Raw genomic sequence first — 16,001 nt, 5'->3', positions numbered from 1 at the left:
CCTGCCCCCATTATGGAACGTTGAGTATTAGCTAGCGTTTGTAATGATTATGGCGCCACCGCGAGTTTGAGGCTCTGCCGGCTGCCACCAGTTGTTTCTATTTCAACGGCATAGGTGCCTGGCCGCAGCTTGCCGATATCCATACTGCCTTCCCGCAATGCAGGCTGTACAACTAGCCTTCCGCTGGTGTCGAACAGCCTGATGTTCATGATGCTTTCAGGTTTTAGCCCTTTCACACGAACTGCCGCCACGCCTATGGCAGGATTAGGATAAATGGCCACTCTTTCTCCTTCAAATTCCAGCACGGCCATGCGGCTGTACGAGAATGTACCGTCCAGATCGATCATTTTAAGCCGGTACATGTTGGTACCGGCTTGTGGAAGGGCATCGGTATAGGAATAGTCGGTAACTGTCGCTTCACCGCCGCTCGACATTACTTCGCCAAGGTGGTGCCATTGCTTGCCGTCGCGGCTGCGTTCAATTTCGAATGTACGACTGTTGATCTCGGAGCTGGTCCGCCATTGGAGATGAGCCTCATTCTCGCGTTTTTTGGCTTGAAAGGACACGAGCGTAACAGGCAATGCGGCCTCCGATTGCCCCGAAATAAAGAACCCGCTGAACCCGCTCACCTGAAATGAAACGAGGTACATGGTGTGGTCTTCGCTTTCCGTTACGGTTACGTTCGTGATCAGTTGCGTAGGCCCGGAGTAGGTACCCGGGAAGCCATACGGACTGGTACCATGGTATTGTACCACTTTCAGGTTTGCAGGGAGAGAGGCATTGTTGGCGTTGCCGTAGGCCTGGTTATAGGCTTCAAAATCCTGCTTGGAAAAGAATAACGTCACTTTTGCGGGGCCGTCGGTTCCGGAAGGGGTGATGTCGTAATGCCTCTTGACAAATATTTTTTGTCCTTCCGACACGGTATTGCCGGCTGCCAGGAAAGTCTTGATCGTGACATTACCGAGTGAGCCGGGTGTACCGGTGGGTTCGATGAGGCCGAAAGTCTTACAATCACTAGTGATGGAGGTCGCGCCTGCATACACAGGTAGCGTAGCCTGCTCGCCACTCGCGGGTAATGTACCCGGGCCTGCGATCGCTTGCAGCTCGTACGCGCCCATGTCTGTTTGGACGTTAAAAGTACGGGTGTTGTTGGCGAGGTCGGTCAAGTTAGCAGGGAGGTCGGGCAATGCTTCGTTGGTACCCCGGTTGATGGCCGGCGAGCAGGGGAGGAGCGTCCAGTCAGTTTCGCCTGCGAACTGCGGATTGGTGGTGCCGGCGAGATTATGGTCCGCGTCGCTGGCCGCAATGCCTTCAACCAGGCTGTATGTGACCGAAACAGTACTTTCCTGGCTGGTGATGCCGCTGCCATTGCCATAAAGGATGCTGTTGCGGACGGTTACCGGGCCTTCGTAGCCGGTAATGGTACCCGGGTAGTTCTGGCTGTTGCCCGAAACCGTGCAGTTGAGCAGCGTCACCTGGGAGCTTTGATTAAAAATCGCCCCGGCAAAATCGCCTGCGGAATTGCCTGTGATGAGGCAGTTGATCAAAACCGTGTTCGAGCCGTTTCTGTTGGCTATGGCGCCGCCGTTGCCGAACATGGCCGTATTACTTTGAAATATCGTGTTGGTGATCAGCGGCGAGGCAATGTCATTGTAGATCGCCCCCCCATTTGACGCAGAGTTGTTCAGGAATGCGCAATTGGAAATAGTGGGCGACACATTGAAATTCCGCATGGCACCGCCGTCGTTTCCGGTCACACCGGCAATGGTAAACCCGTCGAATACATCGTCGCGGGTCAGGCCGTTGTCTGAATTGTTAATGAACGGCCCTACGGATGAAGTAAGCACGGTCGCCGTCGCCGGATCGCCGTGGATGATGGGCAGCGGCCGTTGGTTGAGGGCGGTTTCGGTTCCTGCGAAACTGCCGTACATCTTCACGCCGTGGATAAAGGCCAGCTGGCTTCCGCTATTTTCGTATTCTCCGCGTGCTACCCAGACCTGGTCGCCCTCGGAAGCGACGTTCAAAGCGTCTTGCAGGGTGGGAAACGCATTGGCCCAGCTATCCCCGGAAGGATCGGGCGCAGCGTTCGTCGTACTTACATACCAGATTGCGCTTGGCGTCACTTCATAGAGCCCGAGGTCGATGGCCTGGCTGGTGAGCCTTCGGCTGCCGTCGAATGCGACGGGTGTATCGTCTGTGTTTTTAGGGAAAATGGAAAGGTCCGTGGCGGGGTTGCCGGCGTTGGTCACCGGGCTGCCTTTGCGCTGTCTGAAATCAAGCTGCACCGGGTCGGTGAACTGCGGATCGGTGTCGAGGATGTTCGTGCCTCCTGCAAAACCGCCCTGGATGAGCGAGTAGGAGACAACCGGCGTTCCGCTTCCACCGATGCTGCTGATGCCGCCGGGCGATGCCGGATCGGTATTGTTCCAAATGATCGTATTCTCGACCACGGGCGACGAGCCGCCCACCGCGTACAATGCCCCGCCGTTGCCTTCCGTGGCACTGCCCCCTACCTCATTGGCCGAAAAAGTGCAGTTCCGGATCGTAGGCGACGAATTGTCAAGAAAGATCGCACCGCCTTTTCCGGACGTAGTGCCCCTGGCCGAATTGACCGCGAAAAGGCATTGTACGATCAAAGGGCTTGAATTGAGCAGGTACATCGCGCCCCCCTTGCCTTCCGCCGCCGACGGATCGGTGGCGTTCTCGCCGAACGTGCAGTTGGCGATCACGAGCGAGGAATTGGTCGCATGCAGCGCCCCGCCCCGTCGGTCGCTGCCCACGAGCACGCCGGTCCCGGCCGTCACGATGAAGCCGTCGAGCCGTGTCGTGGCGCTCGCACCGGAAACGGTTATGACCGTGCCGCCCTGCCCGGAAAGCACGGTTTGGCCGCTGAACGACCTTTCGCGAAGATCACTTTCGTAGCCCTCGAAACCGCCGTAGTAAGCTACGCCGTTCGTCAGTGAAAAAGGCGTGTTGGCGGCTTCGGTCTGGTAATTACCATTCACTACCCATACCTGCTTGATAGCCGGATTCAGCGCTGCCGCGCGGGTTGCGTGGTACATCCGTTTCAGCGGGTTGTCCCAGCTGCTGCCATTGCCCGGCGAGTTGGTTTCGTCATTGACATATAAGATTCCATTGCCGTCGGGCTGTGCGTCCTCGGCGGCATCGTAGCTGGTTACCGAGCCGTTGAGCGTGAAATTGTCGATTGCTGAATAATTTTGGTTGGGCGTGTTGCTGTTGTTAACCGCGATCCTGATCTGCATGGTGTTCCGCAGTTTGGAAACGGTTTTGGTGCGGGTAATGGATGCCATGTCCATGCTCGACGAAAAGGACGAGCCGTAGTTGACGCCGTCAATCTGGACCTGGAATGTCCCGTTGTCAGCAGAGAACCGTGAAAAGGTAATACTGGTCAGTTCAACCTGATACCCTTCCTTGATCGTGACCGTGAGCACGTACACGTGATTGTGCGCATTGAGTGCCATCGCGTTGTTCCCGTTGTAGCTGTACGAGTAAGGAGTGTCGCCTATCCCCGTCCACTTGCCCGTCAGGTTAGCGTTAATGGAGGTAGGGGTGTTGAAATTGCTATTGGGAAAGGTGTGGTTATAAATCACCGCCGAATGGGCGATGGTAGCAACCAGCAGTGCGCAAAACACTGTGAAAATGGGTCGTAGTAGTTGTGTATTCATAGCGCGGTCCGGAATGATGAGTGATCATTTTTAGCGATGCAATATGGACTGCTCAACCGCCCGGGGATTGTCAATTTTTAATCAGATACTGTTCAATTTTCGTCATACAAGGCTGTTTTGTCGTAAATTAGCTTCAAAGCACGCCATTTGAAGAAATTCTACATGCTCCGTACGTTTCTCGTCTTCATGCTGTATTGGCTGGCCGCCTGCTGGTGCGTTCCGGTAGGCTTGTTGGCGCAGCCCGCCGGCTTCCCGGTTCCCGAAAGTATCACGGCCAAACAGGGCCTTCCCCAGGGTTTTGTACCGGGTATCGTCCAGGATTCACGCGGCTTCATATGGCTCGCCACGCGCGACGGGCTGTGCCGCTTCGACGGTAGAAGTTTCAGGGTATTCCAACCGTCGGACACGCAGGAGATATCGCTTTCGTCATTAGGGCTTGAAAATTTGCAGACCACCGCCGACGGGAAAATCTGGATCACCACCGACCAGGGTCAGATCGACCTCTTCGACCCCGTACGGGAGACTTTCATCAACTTTTCACGCCAGGCTTTTTATCAGGAACAGTTCGGGAAACGCTTTCTCAGAGATATGTACGCCGACCGCCAGCACCGGCTTTGGCTGATGTCGGATGGTGGCGGACTGGCTTACGTTCACTTAAATACCCAAAAAATCCGCCGCTATTATGCTGCCGACGGAGATACAAGTGCCATTGCAAAAGCACATGTGCGGTTTGTGAAAGAAGACAAGGCCGGCAATATCTGGGCTGTTACCAACCGGGGTCTTTTCTTGCAAAAACAGGGCACGGCCCGTTTTGTAAAATACCACTCGAATACGCTCTCCGGCGATATTGATCAGAAAGTAAATGCGTTGAGCGAGCTAAACGACGGCAGCCTGCTGCTGCTTTATAATACCGGGATGGTATTACTCGATCCCGTTACCGGCATTGGGCAAACCCGCGAGCTGGTTTTGGACACCCAGGCGCAGTACAGGCACCCGATCGTGACGGATAGCAAGGGGAATGTCTATTTTTTCCGGATGAACCACCTGTACAGACTTGGCAAGGACAACAGCCTCGCCGAATTTCCGGTCCAGCCGGATGTAGACGAATTCAAGAGCCTCTACGTTGACCGTTCTGATGTGCTTTGGGCGGGTACCAACGGGCAGGGGATCCGGAAATACAACCTCAGGGCGAGCTATTTCAATACCAAGGCCTATTCATCCGACTTTATTTCGGATCTCCTGCGTGATTTTTTGAAAGTGCCCCAGATCGAAATGGCAAAGCTGCCTGCCGGGTTGTTTTCCTACAACTTCCGCTATGCATTCGACAGCCCGCAGAAAATGTGGTTTAGTGCCGGGCGCACGCCGCTGTATGAACTGGATCTGACTTCGCACGCGATCAAAAGCATTCCATTTCCCGTGGAGGTCGCTGATATCAAGCGGTCGGAGCTGGCGATCAGCCTGGCGAAAGACCCCGACGGCCGCATGTGGGCCATACACGACAGCCTTTTGTTTTCCTACAAAAACGGCATCTGGACGCGTTTCTCGCATGCTATCCGACCGCGGCAAGCAACCGATCGCGGCCCGGCCCGCCCGGGAATCGAATCGGGCATTTATCAGATCGTAGCCGATAGGCAATATCTCTGGGTCGCGACGACGGTGCGTGGATTGTACCGCATCGATAAAGCTTCGGGTGCGATCAGGCGGTACGGACAAGGCGCTGGCTCGCTTAGTAGTGACAATCTGTATTGCCTTTTCGCCGATCCGCTCGATGAAAACCTGCTTTGGGTAGGCACATTCGGCGGCGGCCTCTGCCGGTTCGACAAGCGTACCGGGCATTGCGAGCGGCTTACGAAACAAAATGGCCTGCCCAATAATGTGGTGTACGCCGCGATCCCCGACCGGCAGGGCAGCGTGTGGGTCGCAACCAACCAGGGGTTATGCCAGGTAAACAGGAAAACCCTGCGCACGCGAACCTATACGCGTGAGGACGGTCTGATGGCCGACGAATTCAACCGCTTCCATGCGCTTGCATTGCCCGATGGCCGCATTTTTCTGGGCGGAATGGAGGGGATAACAGCTTTTGATTCAAAACAGCCGAACGAGGACCGGTACCGGCCGCCGGTTTATATCACCGGCATTTCCATCAACAATGCGCCTTTGGAGCCGCGTCTGTCGGCTGGGGAATTGCCGGTAGCTGCGATGCAGGGGCTCGATCTGGCCTATTGGCAGAACTTTCTCACGATCGAATTTGCGGCCATGCAATACAACCGGAGCGACAAGATCCGCTACCGGTACCAGTTGGAAAGTGTGGACGAGCGCTGGATCGAAACCGAAACGCCTGTTACCAAGTATACCGATCTCCGGCCGGGGCATTACGTCCTCCGGCTGAATGCATCGAACACGCTTGGTGTGTGGAGTCCCGAAATCCGGGAGCTGCATATCCGAATTAGTCCACCCTGGTGGCAGACCTGGTGGGCTTACGTGATCTATGGTGTGGTTTTTCTAGCCGTGCTTTATGGAGCATTACGCGTTTATATAAACCGCGTCAGGATGCAGCAATCCATTGTTTTCAAACAAAAAGAAATAGACCTGAAAGCCCGGGAGGCAGAGCAGCTGCGCGAGCTGGACGAAATGAAGACCCGGTTTTTCTCGAACATTACCCACGAATTCAGAACGCCGCTGACTTTGATCCTCGGTCCTGCCGGCCAAATGCTGGAAGAACCGCGGGAGCAAAAGGACAACAAACGCCTATCGCTGATCGACCGGAATGCGCGGCAACTGCTCGGGCTGATCAATCAGTTGCTCGATCTTTCCAAACTCGAAGCCGGTACCACGCACGTCGATGCGGCCTGGGGCGACCTGGCGGATTTTGTTGAATTGCTCACCGGCACATTCCAGCTGGCTGCGGAAGCTAAGAATGTGACGTTGGCGTTCAACAACCGCCTTGAAAACCGGTACTACTGGTTTGATCATGAAAAATTGGAAAGGATTGTTACTAACCTGCTTGCCAATGCGGTGAAATTTGCGAATGAAAACGGGCACATACTCGTTACGTTGAATGCGGCTGGTCCGGAAGGTACGGAAATCACCGTCGCGAATACCGGCGCCAGGATCCCGGACATGCAGCTTAGCCGCATTTTCGACCGGTTTTATCAGGCCGGTCAGCCAACGGGTTATCACGAAGGAACCGGCATCGGACTCGCCCTGGTGAAGGAGCTGGTAACCCTGCAAGGCGGCACGGTATCTGTCAAAAGCGGTGCGGATGGCTTCGATACTGTTTTCACAGTGGCTTTGCCTTATCGCCGTGGGGAGGAACGGAATGCAACCGAAAATATCCCGAAGATCAATGGAAACGGTCGAATCCCTCACCAGGAAGCGCATTTGACCAAAATACTGCTTGTGGAAGACAATGCGGGACTGGCAGAATTTGTTTCCGACAGTCTAGCCGGGAGTTACCGGTTCTACCATGCGCAGAATGGCGAGGAGGGGCTCGCAATGGCCGCCGAAATCATGCCCGACCTGATCGTCAGCGATGTGATGATGCCGGTCATGGATGGTTATACTTTTTGTAAACTCATTAAATCCAACCTCGAAACGAGCCATATTCCCGTAGTGCTGCTGACGGCCAAGTCGGCCCTGGAAAGCAGGGTGGAGGGATTGGAACTCGGTGCGGACGATTACATTACCAAGCCTTTCCACCTGCCTGAGCTTCGCCTGCGCATACGTAACCTGCTCGACAGGCAGACGCGCCTCTACGAACGCCTGCGGGCAGTGTTCGCGACGCCCGCCGCGCTACCGGCAGACCAGGAAGTAGTCACAGACCCGTTTCTGAACAGATTGCATGCGATCCTGGATACCCGTCTCGACGACCCTGAGTTCGGGGTGACCGAGCTGATTCGCGAAATAGGCATGAGCAACAGTAGCCTGAACCGGAAACTCAAAACCCTGACCGACCTTTCGGCGGTGGAACTGATCCGTAACTATCGGTTGAAAAAAGCGGCTGCATTGCTTTCGGAGGGTATTTCGGTGTCGGAAGCGGCCTATGCGGTCGGTTTTGATAACCTTTCTTATTTTGCCAAATGCTTCCGCGACCTGTACAATATGACGCCCCGCGAATTTGCCGCTAACGGCATTCTTTGAGGCATCAGGCGGCGATAACGAGCCCTTTTCGAAAGGCAGTCGGGCTCGTGCCGTGATGCTTACGGAACTGGCGACTGAGATGGCTTTCGTCGGTATAGCCCAGCTCGGCGGCTATTTCACCGATCGTCAGGCTGCTTTGCGTGAGCCGCTGTGCTACGAGCTTGATGCGCGAGGATGCGATGTAGCTTTGCAGGCTTTCTCCTGTGTATTTCCTGAAATATTCGCCTACATAATTGGGTGAAAGGCTGAATTGCTCCGCCAGGTATTCGACGCGCAATTTGTCCGGGTTCGCGATATGCCTTTGGATATGCAGCAGTACCCGGTTAATCAGTGCCTCCTTTGAACCGGGACTGTCGGTAGCACGGCCGTCGTGCACGTTGCGCGTGATCACATTGAGGATCAGCGTGACCAGGTGCCGCAAGTTTTCCTCGTGACCTGCCTGCCGCTGGTTGTATTCAGTGATCAGATGTGCGATCAGGGAGGAGATCATTTTGCAATCGCCCTCGTTGCGGATCAGGAGCTCTTCGAACCGGTTATGGTGTGCGAAAATCGTTTCAAGCTGTTTCAGCCACGCCGTTACCCGTTCTTTGTCCTGCTCGGTTTTGTATTCGGATAAAAACACTTCCGAGAACCGGATGGAGCAGAACCGGGTGTGCGTGCCGACATCGAACCCTCGGCAATCCAGCGGGGTGAATAGAAATAGGCTGCCGGGGCGGTAGGGAAAGCGGTTCCGGTTGGTCTCGCGGGTACCGGTGCCGTTCATGATCCAGACTATTTCGAAGAAGTGGTAGATCAATGGCCGCTCGTTCCAGCAATCCATATCGGCTACGTAAACTTCAAAGGGTTGGTGCAGTGTTTTTTGTTTCATAACCTGTAAAAATACCGAAAAAACCACGCAATGTCACTGGCCGGCCGCCGGTGGTCCGGATAGTTTTGTATTCAAAAAAAGCAATTTATGAATACGGAGAAAAAACTATTGACACCAGTCACAACAGGCACGCTTGAATTACCAAACCGCGTCGTAATGGCGCCAATGAACCGCCGGAGGGCATTGAATGGCATTCCCGGTGAATCAGCGCCGATATATTTCAGGCAGCGGGCGGGCGCGGGGCTGATTATTACGGACAATACGGCCGTCGCCCCTAATGGCATCGGCTATATGGGTACCCCCGGAATTTACAACCAGGAGCAGGTCGACAGCTGGAAGCGCGTTACCGCGGAGGTGCATGCCCTCGGCGGACGGATTTTTATGCAGCTGGTGCATGCGGGCCGCATCGGGCATTACCTCAATAATGAAGGACAAATGCCGCTGATCGCGCCGGCCGCGGTCAGCGCAGAAGGACTAATCCGCACGCCGGGGGAAATCCATTTGCCAAACAGCGAGCCCGTTGAAGCTACCGCCGCCGACGTGCGCAGGCTCATCGGCGAGCATATCCAAGGGGCTATCAATGCCATCGAGGCAGGTTTCGATGGCGTGGAAATACATGGTGCACACGGTTTTCTGCCCGAACAGTTCCTGCACCCGCATACCAACCGGCGCACAGATGCGTACGGGGGAAGTATTGCCGCCCGCAGCCGTTTCCTGCTCGAAATCGTGGAAGGTACCGCGGCGGCGATCGGGAAAGAGCGCACGGGGATACGCCTTTCGCCATTTGTAAAGCTCAACGACCTGCCCGACTACGCGGAGGAAGCTGAAACGCAGCGCTACATTGTGGATGCATTGCAGCAAATGGGGATTCTGTACATTCATTTGTCCGATCAGGGGCCGGTTGGGCACGGCAAAATCCCGGAAGCATTCATCCGCGAGCTGCGTCGGCGTTACAGTGGGCTGGTAATCCTTGCAGGAGGCTATTCGGCAGAGACGGCTGAGGCTGCGTTGCAAGCCGGGCTGGCCGATCTCATCGCATTTGGAAAACCTTACATTGCCAATCCTGACCTCACCGAACGTTTCAGGTTAAATATTCCCCTTGCAGTGGGGGATCCGGCGACCTATTACCAGGGCGGTGACGAAGGCTACATCGACTACCCTTCCGTCGATCCTGTACATAGCCCTATTTTTGTCGCAAATGCCACCGCTGATTGTCGTTAAACCCCGCGCATTTTCACACATGATCCGGTTAAGTTTGTAAGTTCATCAGCACATCTTAAACAATGAGGGTCAAGGATTACCACCACACCATTAATATCTGGCTTCAATCGCTGGAAGCTTACGACATTGCCAGGCTTCTGGCCCAGCCGGGGCCGGGTGCGTGGTCGTTGGGGCAAGTGTATATGCACATCCTGGAAGAGACGGATTTTTATTTTAGCCAGATCAGGATTTGCCTCGCGTCGAACGATCATGCCATGGAGGATTGCACTTCCGAGGCGAAAGCCATGCTGCGCAACAATGCATTTCCCGATGCGATTCTCGAAGGTCCTCCTTCCAATGCGTTTGTCCGCCAGCCGGGCAGCAAGCAATTCTTGGTCGACAGGCTTGTCCGTTTGAAAACGCTTGTCGCCGAAACGGACCTTTTGATCGGCCGGAGTTTGTTTCATGGGAAAGCGAAACATCCCGGGCTGCATTACCTGTGCGCGGAGGAATGGTTTCAGTTTTCGGAAATGCATTTCAGGCATCATTTGCGGCAAAAAGCGAGGATAGAGTCGTTTTTGGAACGTACATTTGGAAAGTACGAGCCACAAACCAATCTGAAATGAAACTGAAACTCGCGATCGTGTTTTGCTGTCTGGCGTGGGCACAGGCATTTGTACAAGCGTCAGCCCAGGTAAAGCCGGATACCGCGCTGCTGGGCCGCAATCCCAAAGCGGGCCATTTTGCCGAATTGCGGGGCGTGAAGCTGTATTATGAAATGTATGGCGCCGGTGCGCCGGTGCTGTTTATTCATGGTAACGGCGGCTCTATGCACGATTTCAAGCACCAGCTCCTTGCATTCGCGAAATCCAACAAAGTGATTCTGGTCGATAGCCGGGCACATGGGAAATCTAAAGATGCAGGCGACTCGCTATCCTACGAAATGATGGCCGACGACATCCACGCATTGTTGGAACACCTCAAAGTTGATTCCTGTAATGTGGTAGGGTGGAGCGACGGCGGTATCAATGCATTGCTGCTTGCCCTGCGACACCCCGGGAAAGTACGCAAACTGGCCGCCACGGGCGCAAACCTTTGGCCCGATTCCACGGCCTTGGATCCGTGGGTGTACAAAAAAATCCTGGAATGGGACGCCGACCTCGCCATTCAAACATCCGATCCCGTGAAACGCAACCAGAAGAAGCTCATGCATCTGATGGCCGTCCAGCCGAATATCACGCTCGAACAACTGCATAAAATACATTGCCCTTCGCTCATCATCGGCGGCGACCATGATGTGATTATCCCCGAACATACAGTTCAGATCGCCCGGGCTATTCCAAAGTCGTATTTGTGGATTTTACCGAATTCAGGGCATTCTACGCTGGTGCATTACGCGGCAGAGTTTAACCGGGTGACGATGGAATTTTTTGCGAAGCCGTTTCGCGCGATACGGGAGGAGAAGATGTTTGAATAGCAATGACCGACCATCGTCCATGGTCGGCCCGAAGGGCTTCACAGCCCCGAAATCGTATAAGTCACCGTCGTCGTATACGTCTTCACCGGCAGCATAACCGACAACCCTTCGATTTTGTACTGAATAGGGATATTGTCGCGGTGGGCGAGCAGGTTCAGCAAGCCGCTGAAGAATGCTTGCGGCGTGCTGGTGAGCTGGATGTACGTGGTGCCGCCGCTAAGGATGGCAATGCCCGTACCATTGCCGGTTCGCTGCACGTAAAGTTTCAGCGAGGAGTCCCAGTTGGAAGTCGTGCTGAGGTGTGCGGTGATGGACCAGCCAATTAACGCATTCACTTTCAGTAGGGTTTGAGAAGCGCTGCTGGTTTCGATATGCTCGTAATTTTTACCGGCTTTTGTGATCGTCGACGACAGCGAGGGGATAGACCACGTTGTTCCGCTGTTAATCGATATCGTTTGGGCGGAAACGGCGAAGGTGCTCAGGCAGGCGATATAAAAAGCGATCAGGTATCTCATCAGTTGTCGGCCATGGTATAACGCACCGTCACATTCGATGTGCCGCTGCGGATATTGGCATAAGTCTGTATTTCAAGCGAATAAGTAAGTTGGAAGCCGCTGCTGCCATAGGTAATGCCGGTGTAGGCGCCTTTAATATTATCTATAAAACTGATTGGCGTGTTGGTCAGGTATTTGTTGGCCGTGACGTAGCTGTTACCACCCGTAAAGCCCAGCCCGGTGCCGACGTACGCCGATACATCCAGGCGCAGCCGGATGCCTGCGGGCAGGGTGCCTATCACATCGCCCTTAATGCTCCGTGATCCCCCGGTAGCAACCGCCGAAGTGAATATGAGCCAGTTGGCATTGTTTGAAGTGCCCGTTCCGACCGTATTACCTGCTTCTGTCGGTGCGGTCATTTGCAGGGTAACGCTGTTGGAGCCCGTGGGCAAAATGTCCACCAGGGCCACCGACGGCATAGCAAGGCTCACGTCCACGGTCACCGTCTGCGCGGATGAGGCGAGGCCGGACAAAAGACAGTAAAGGAGCATTACATACCTCATTTTTTGACAGATACTTCAAAATTTCTTTCCGAAAAATGGATCCGCTTCTCGTTCGGCCTGATCCTGAATGTCAGATCGAGCGTTTTGTCGGTTTCTACCGTCAGCTGGCGGTTGCTTTCTTCGACCACGAACCGGTCCTGGCTTCCAGGGATGAATACCGATATTTCCCAGTTCCCGGGCCGTATCTCGCGGAACGAAAATTCACCTTTATCGTTTAGCTCGGTGAGGTAGCTACCATTTTCGCCATTCAGTTTGATCAGCACCGGCGGCTTTTCGGTCAGGACGGCCGACAGGCCATTCTGTTTTGCCTTTAAAAATTCGATCCTGCCGACAATGCTTCCTGTGCGCGTCAGCGGAATTTCTACCATACTAAGGCTGTCGGGGCGCACATCTACCAACATGGGCATCCGCACCACCGGTACTACACCCTCGCTGCCCGATTCGTTTTGGATGATGCTGAGGTAATAGCGATCGGGCGCTACACCGACGAAGGAGAACATGCCCGTGCTGTCGGTCATAAACTTATGGCTGCCGAGCTGGATAAGATTACCCTGCTTGCGATAGCCCAAACCGGTAAGTTTCCCTCTCACCGTGCCGATGTTCTTTTTCCGTCCCAGCGGCACATTCAGCCGCAATGCGTACCTGATATTGAAAAAGAGCGTGTTCTGGTCGGTATTGGCGGCGTTGGGAATATAGGAATGGCCGCCGGAGAGTGCGAAAACGTGCCTTTTCAGGTCCAGGGTAATCGAGGCGTCCAGAAAACTTCTTCGCACGTAGAGCTCGTCGGGCGCGTAATTATTGCGGTAGAGGAAGCTCGCGTACAGGTTCCTTTTGATATTGACCCTCGCATTGCCTCCATAGAAAAGCAAATTTTCGACCGCGCCGGTTGCCGAAAACTTGCTCGTACGCTGGTGCTCGAAATACCCGCCGACCCAAATCCACGGAAAGAGCCGGACCGCCGGTTGTATGAGGTTCGAAAACGACTCGTTTCGTCCATTATTATCGGGTACGAGGTGATTTTTGGAATAACCATATCTGCCCTGATAAAAGAGGGTAAACTTTTGGGAGGCAAGGTTATAGGAAAAATTACTGAAATTTTCGGAGTAGTGAAATGCCGCGGGCTGCTGCCGGTCCTTGCGTTCCGCTTTGGAATAGAAGAGATAAAAGCGGTTTCGCTGGTCGGGCTGGTAGGAAATGTAACCCATGTAGCTGCGGTCTTTCGGCGACACGCTGTACAGGTTGGCGTCCAGGCTCGGGTTCACGTCGGAAAAGTTGTTGCTTGCGCCGATCGTCAGTTTGCGGGTGATATTGAAGCCGATATTGTTGTTGAACAGGCGACTGTTGTTGTAAAAACCATAAAAGTGCTTTCCTGCGTAAATGAGATTGCTCGTGATACTGATCCATTTTTTGGCCAATTGAAGCCGGAGAAATGCACCGTAATCGGTTTTGCCGATAGCCTGGCCGGCACTCAGTTCGCTTTCGAAATTGAATTCCCTGGTGTGGACGCTCGCGGCAAGGCCCGTCATATGCGACCAGAATTGCTGGTGGTGAAAAAGCACATTTTTAGATGCATAATGGACCCCTACATTGGCAGACTCTTTGATTTTAAACAAAAACCTGCCCCCGATAGCATCCTTCTGGTTCATAAAAAACCGGGCTTTCTGGTAAAATAAGGTGTAGGCCACTTTTTTAAACTGCTGCTCCACGCGCAGCCCGCGCCCGAAACGGCCGAATTCCATCAGGTTGTTGAGCTGCAAAACATAATCGCCCGCCGAAACGAACAGGCGTTTGCGCCAGGCATAATCGAGCGAGTATTGATCGTACGTGCCTATCGCTGGGAACACGAACTGGTTCGGCCCGCGAACGGTGAAGTCGATGTAATGGCGCTCTTTCTGATCGATGAAACCTTTGCCGGTGGCCAGGTATTGATAGGCCGTGAACTGCCTGCCGCCATAGCGGTAGGAGAGATATGTACCGCCCACTTCCACCGGAAAGCGGAAATAGGGGTCGATTTTCCTGACTTTGGAGGAAAAAACAGGTATGCTAGTAACGGAATACACGGGCTCCGCGCCGCCTGTCATCATAATCGAGAGGTTCGAAGCGGCTTGCCACGCATTGTTGTCGGTGACCGGAATGACTTGCGATACGGTTACGTTGGTGCCGGCCCCCGGTTCGAGGGTTAGGCTGTCGGCAATGTGATCGACCTTGCCTTGGTCGGACTTCACAAGAAACTTCTCCGGATTGTTGCCGGAATTGCGGATCAGGTAGGTCAGCCGGAGCGTGTCGCCTTCGCGGATAAACTCGGGCTGTGTGACCACAAACAGTTCAATGCTGCGAATCGGCGTGATGGTGATTGGCACTTGCACGCTGGCCTCGCGTCCGTCCGTTTGCACGGCGCTCACGACGGCAGTGTGCACGTGGAATTTAACCTGGTAATCGCCCGAGGCGCAGGCGGCTGGCGTGCCTATTACGTAAAAGTAGCGCAGGCTCTGGTCGCCGGGCGTTCTTGCGGGCCGTCGCTGGGAAAGCAGCCGCCATTTTTCAGGCAGCTGAATCTCTTCCCGCAGCGAATCTGGGAGGGATGAGGAGGACTTTACGTCAAAAAACAGTGTGAAATGTCCGCCGGGAACAACCGTGCCCGACCCGGCGGGGCCCGACCCAGCGGGGCCCCACCCAGCGGGGCTCGGTACATTTGCCAGGCTCACGGTTATGGGTGATTGCCCGTAACCGTTCAGTCCTGTCAACAAAAGCAATATGGCGATAAGCCGGTACAATGGGAGAGGAGGGTTATTCAACCTGTAAAGAAATGTTCGAGCCGAACAGGTCTTTTTTTGTGTCGGCGATGATCACGCAATCGTATTTGCCTTTCGGCACATCGGTAACGGGTATTTCAAACGTACTGCAACTGCCCGGATAAAGCATGCGGGTATTTGGCTGCGTGGTTTTGAGCTTGTTACCGTTGCTGTCGTACACTTCGAGAATCACATTCGTACGCGCGCCATAGGCGCCGTTGTTCTTCAAAACGACTTTCAGGACAGACTGTTCGGCGGCAACCTTTTCGTAGGTAACCTTCTCGTAGGACAAAGGAGGCCCTTCCGCCGGCCCGATATCCACGATCACCTGAATGGCGTAACGTACTTTCGAATTGATCTGAATGCCCCGGTGCGATTCCTCGCGCACGGGATCGGCAACTTCCACCATGATCACCTCCCAATAGGTACCCGGCTGGCGGTTCGGATCGGCTTCGATCGTGTACCGCACGTCGTATTCTTCGCTGGTGGCGATCACCCGTTCATCGATATTCGTTTTCAGGCCCAACCCGAGCGACCTGCTGTGGCTGCCCACTTCCGGGTAAGCCGCCTGCTGATCGCACTCTGAAACGAGGTCCTGACGGTATACCAATATACGGGAGTCTTTTCCTCCATCATTTTTGACCTTGATCGTCCCCTGGACCTTCGTCGAGGCTGTCGGAATGCTGTGGTTGTGCGTCAATCCGTTCAAGACCACTACCGATGCCCGCAAATATCGGGGCATCAGTAGCATCATGCTGAGTAAGGCAATCCATTTCATCGG

Annotated in this window: 10 protein-coding genes; 4 read left to right on the top strand and 6 right to left on the bottom strand. The window is 54.4% G+C overall.

Translation table 11 applies throughout. From position 1 onward, the window contains the following. Positions 1–47 precede the first annotated feature (47 nt). Complete coding sequence (locus IEY24_RS09345; RefSeq protein WP_188930937.1) at positions 48–3,686, bottom strand: right-handed parallel beta-helix repeat-containing protein; 3,639 nt, start codon at positions 3,684–3,686, stop codon at positions 48–50. A gap of 147 nt (positions 3,687–3,833) precedes the next feature. Here IEY24_RS09345 and IEY24_RS09340 point away from each other — a divergent pair, with 147 nt between their 5' ends. After that, on the top strand, positions 3,834–7,826 hold the full coding sequence (locus IEY24_RS09340; protein ID WP_188930930.1) for a hybrid sensor histidine kinase/response regulator transcription factor: 3,993 nt from the start codon (positions 3,834–3,836) through the stop codon (positions 7,824–7,826). A gap of 4 nt (positions 7,827–7,830) precedes the next feature. Here the strand turns inward: IEY24_RS09340 and IEY24_RS09335 are convergent, their stop codons facing one another. Further along, positions 7,831–8,694, bottom strand: a complete 864-nt coding sequence (locus IEY24_RS09335) for an AraC family transcriptional regulator (RefSeq protein WP_188930928.1) — start codon at positions 8,692–8,694, stop codon at positions 7,831–7,833. Between the two features lie 87 nt (positions 8,695–8,781). Here IEY24_RS09335 and IEY24_RS09330 point away from each other — a divergent pair, with 87 nt between their 5' ends. The 3 genes from IEY24_RS09330 (at position 8,782) to IEY24_RS09320 (ending at position 11,371) form a co-directional block, all read left to right on the top strand. Then, a complete protein-coding gene (locus IEY24_RS09330) occupies positions 8,782–9,915 on the top strand; it encodes an alkene reductase (protein WP_188930926.1) in 1,134 nt (377 codons plus the stop codon). Between the two features lie 62 nt (positions 9,916–9,977). Further along, positions 9,978–10,520, top strand: a complete 543-nt coding sequence (locus IEY24_RS09325; RefSeq protein WP_188930924.1) for a DinB family protein — start codon at positions 9,978–9,980, stop codon at positions 10,518–10,520. Then, the gene (locus tag IEY24_RS09320) at positions 10,517–11,371 is read left to right on the top strand and encodes an alpha/beta fold hydrolase (RefSeq protein WP_188930922.1); all 855 of its coding nucleotides are present in this window, start codon (positions 10,517–10,519) and stop codon (positions 11,369–11,371) included. Before IEY24_RS09325 ends, IEY24_RS09320 begins: the two co-directional genes overlap by 4 nt. A gap of 38 nt (positions 11,372–11,409) precedes the next feature. On the opposite strand, the gene IEY24_RS09315 is transcribed toward IEY24_RS09320, so the two are convergent. The 4 genes from IEY24_RS09315 to IEY24_RS09300 are packed head-to-tail and all read right to left on the bottom strand — an operon-like array spanning position 11,410 to position 15,998. Then, on the bottom strand, positions 11,410–11,886 hold the full coding sequence (locus IEY24_RS09315) for a hypothetical protein (protein ID WP_188930920.1): 477 nt from the start codon (positions 11,884–11,886) through the stop codon (positions 11,410–11,412). Beyond that, entirely contained in the window at positions 11,886–12,416 is a 531-nt protein-coding gene (locus tag IEY24_RS09310) for a hypothetical protein (protein WP_229221705.1), read from the bottom strand. Before IEY24_RS09310 ends, IEY24_RS09315 begins: the two co-directional genes overlap by 1 nt. Positions 12,417–12,424: 8 nt before the next feature. Further along, entirely contained in the window at positions 12,425–15,223 is a 2,799-nt protein-coding gene (locus IEY24_RS09305) for a COG1470 family protein (protein ID WP_229221704.1), read from the bottom strand. Beyond that, positions 15,216–15,998, bottom strand: coding sequence for a hypothetical protein (locus IEY24_RS09300; RefSeq protein ID WP_229221702.1), 783 nt, complete (start codon positions 15,996–15,998; stop codon positions 15,216–15,218). The genes IEY24_RS09305 and IEY24_RS09300 overlap by 8 nt, the downstream gene beginning before the upstream one ends. Positions 15,999–16,001: the final 3 nt, after the last annotated feature.

It is taken from the genome of Dyadobacter endophyticus, assembly GCF_014641595.1.
Lineage (GTDB): Bacteria > Bacteroidota > Bacteroidia > Cytophagales > Spirosomataceae > Dyadobacter > Dyadobacter endophyticus.
This window is presented reverse-complemented; position numbering and strand designations above follow the sequence as displayed.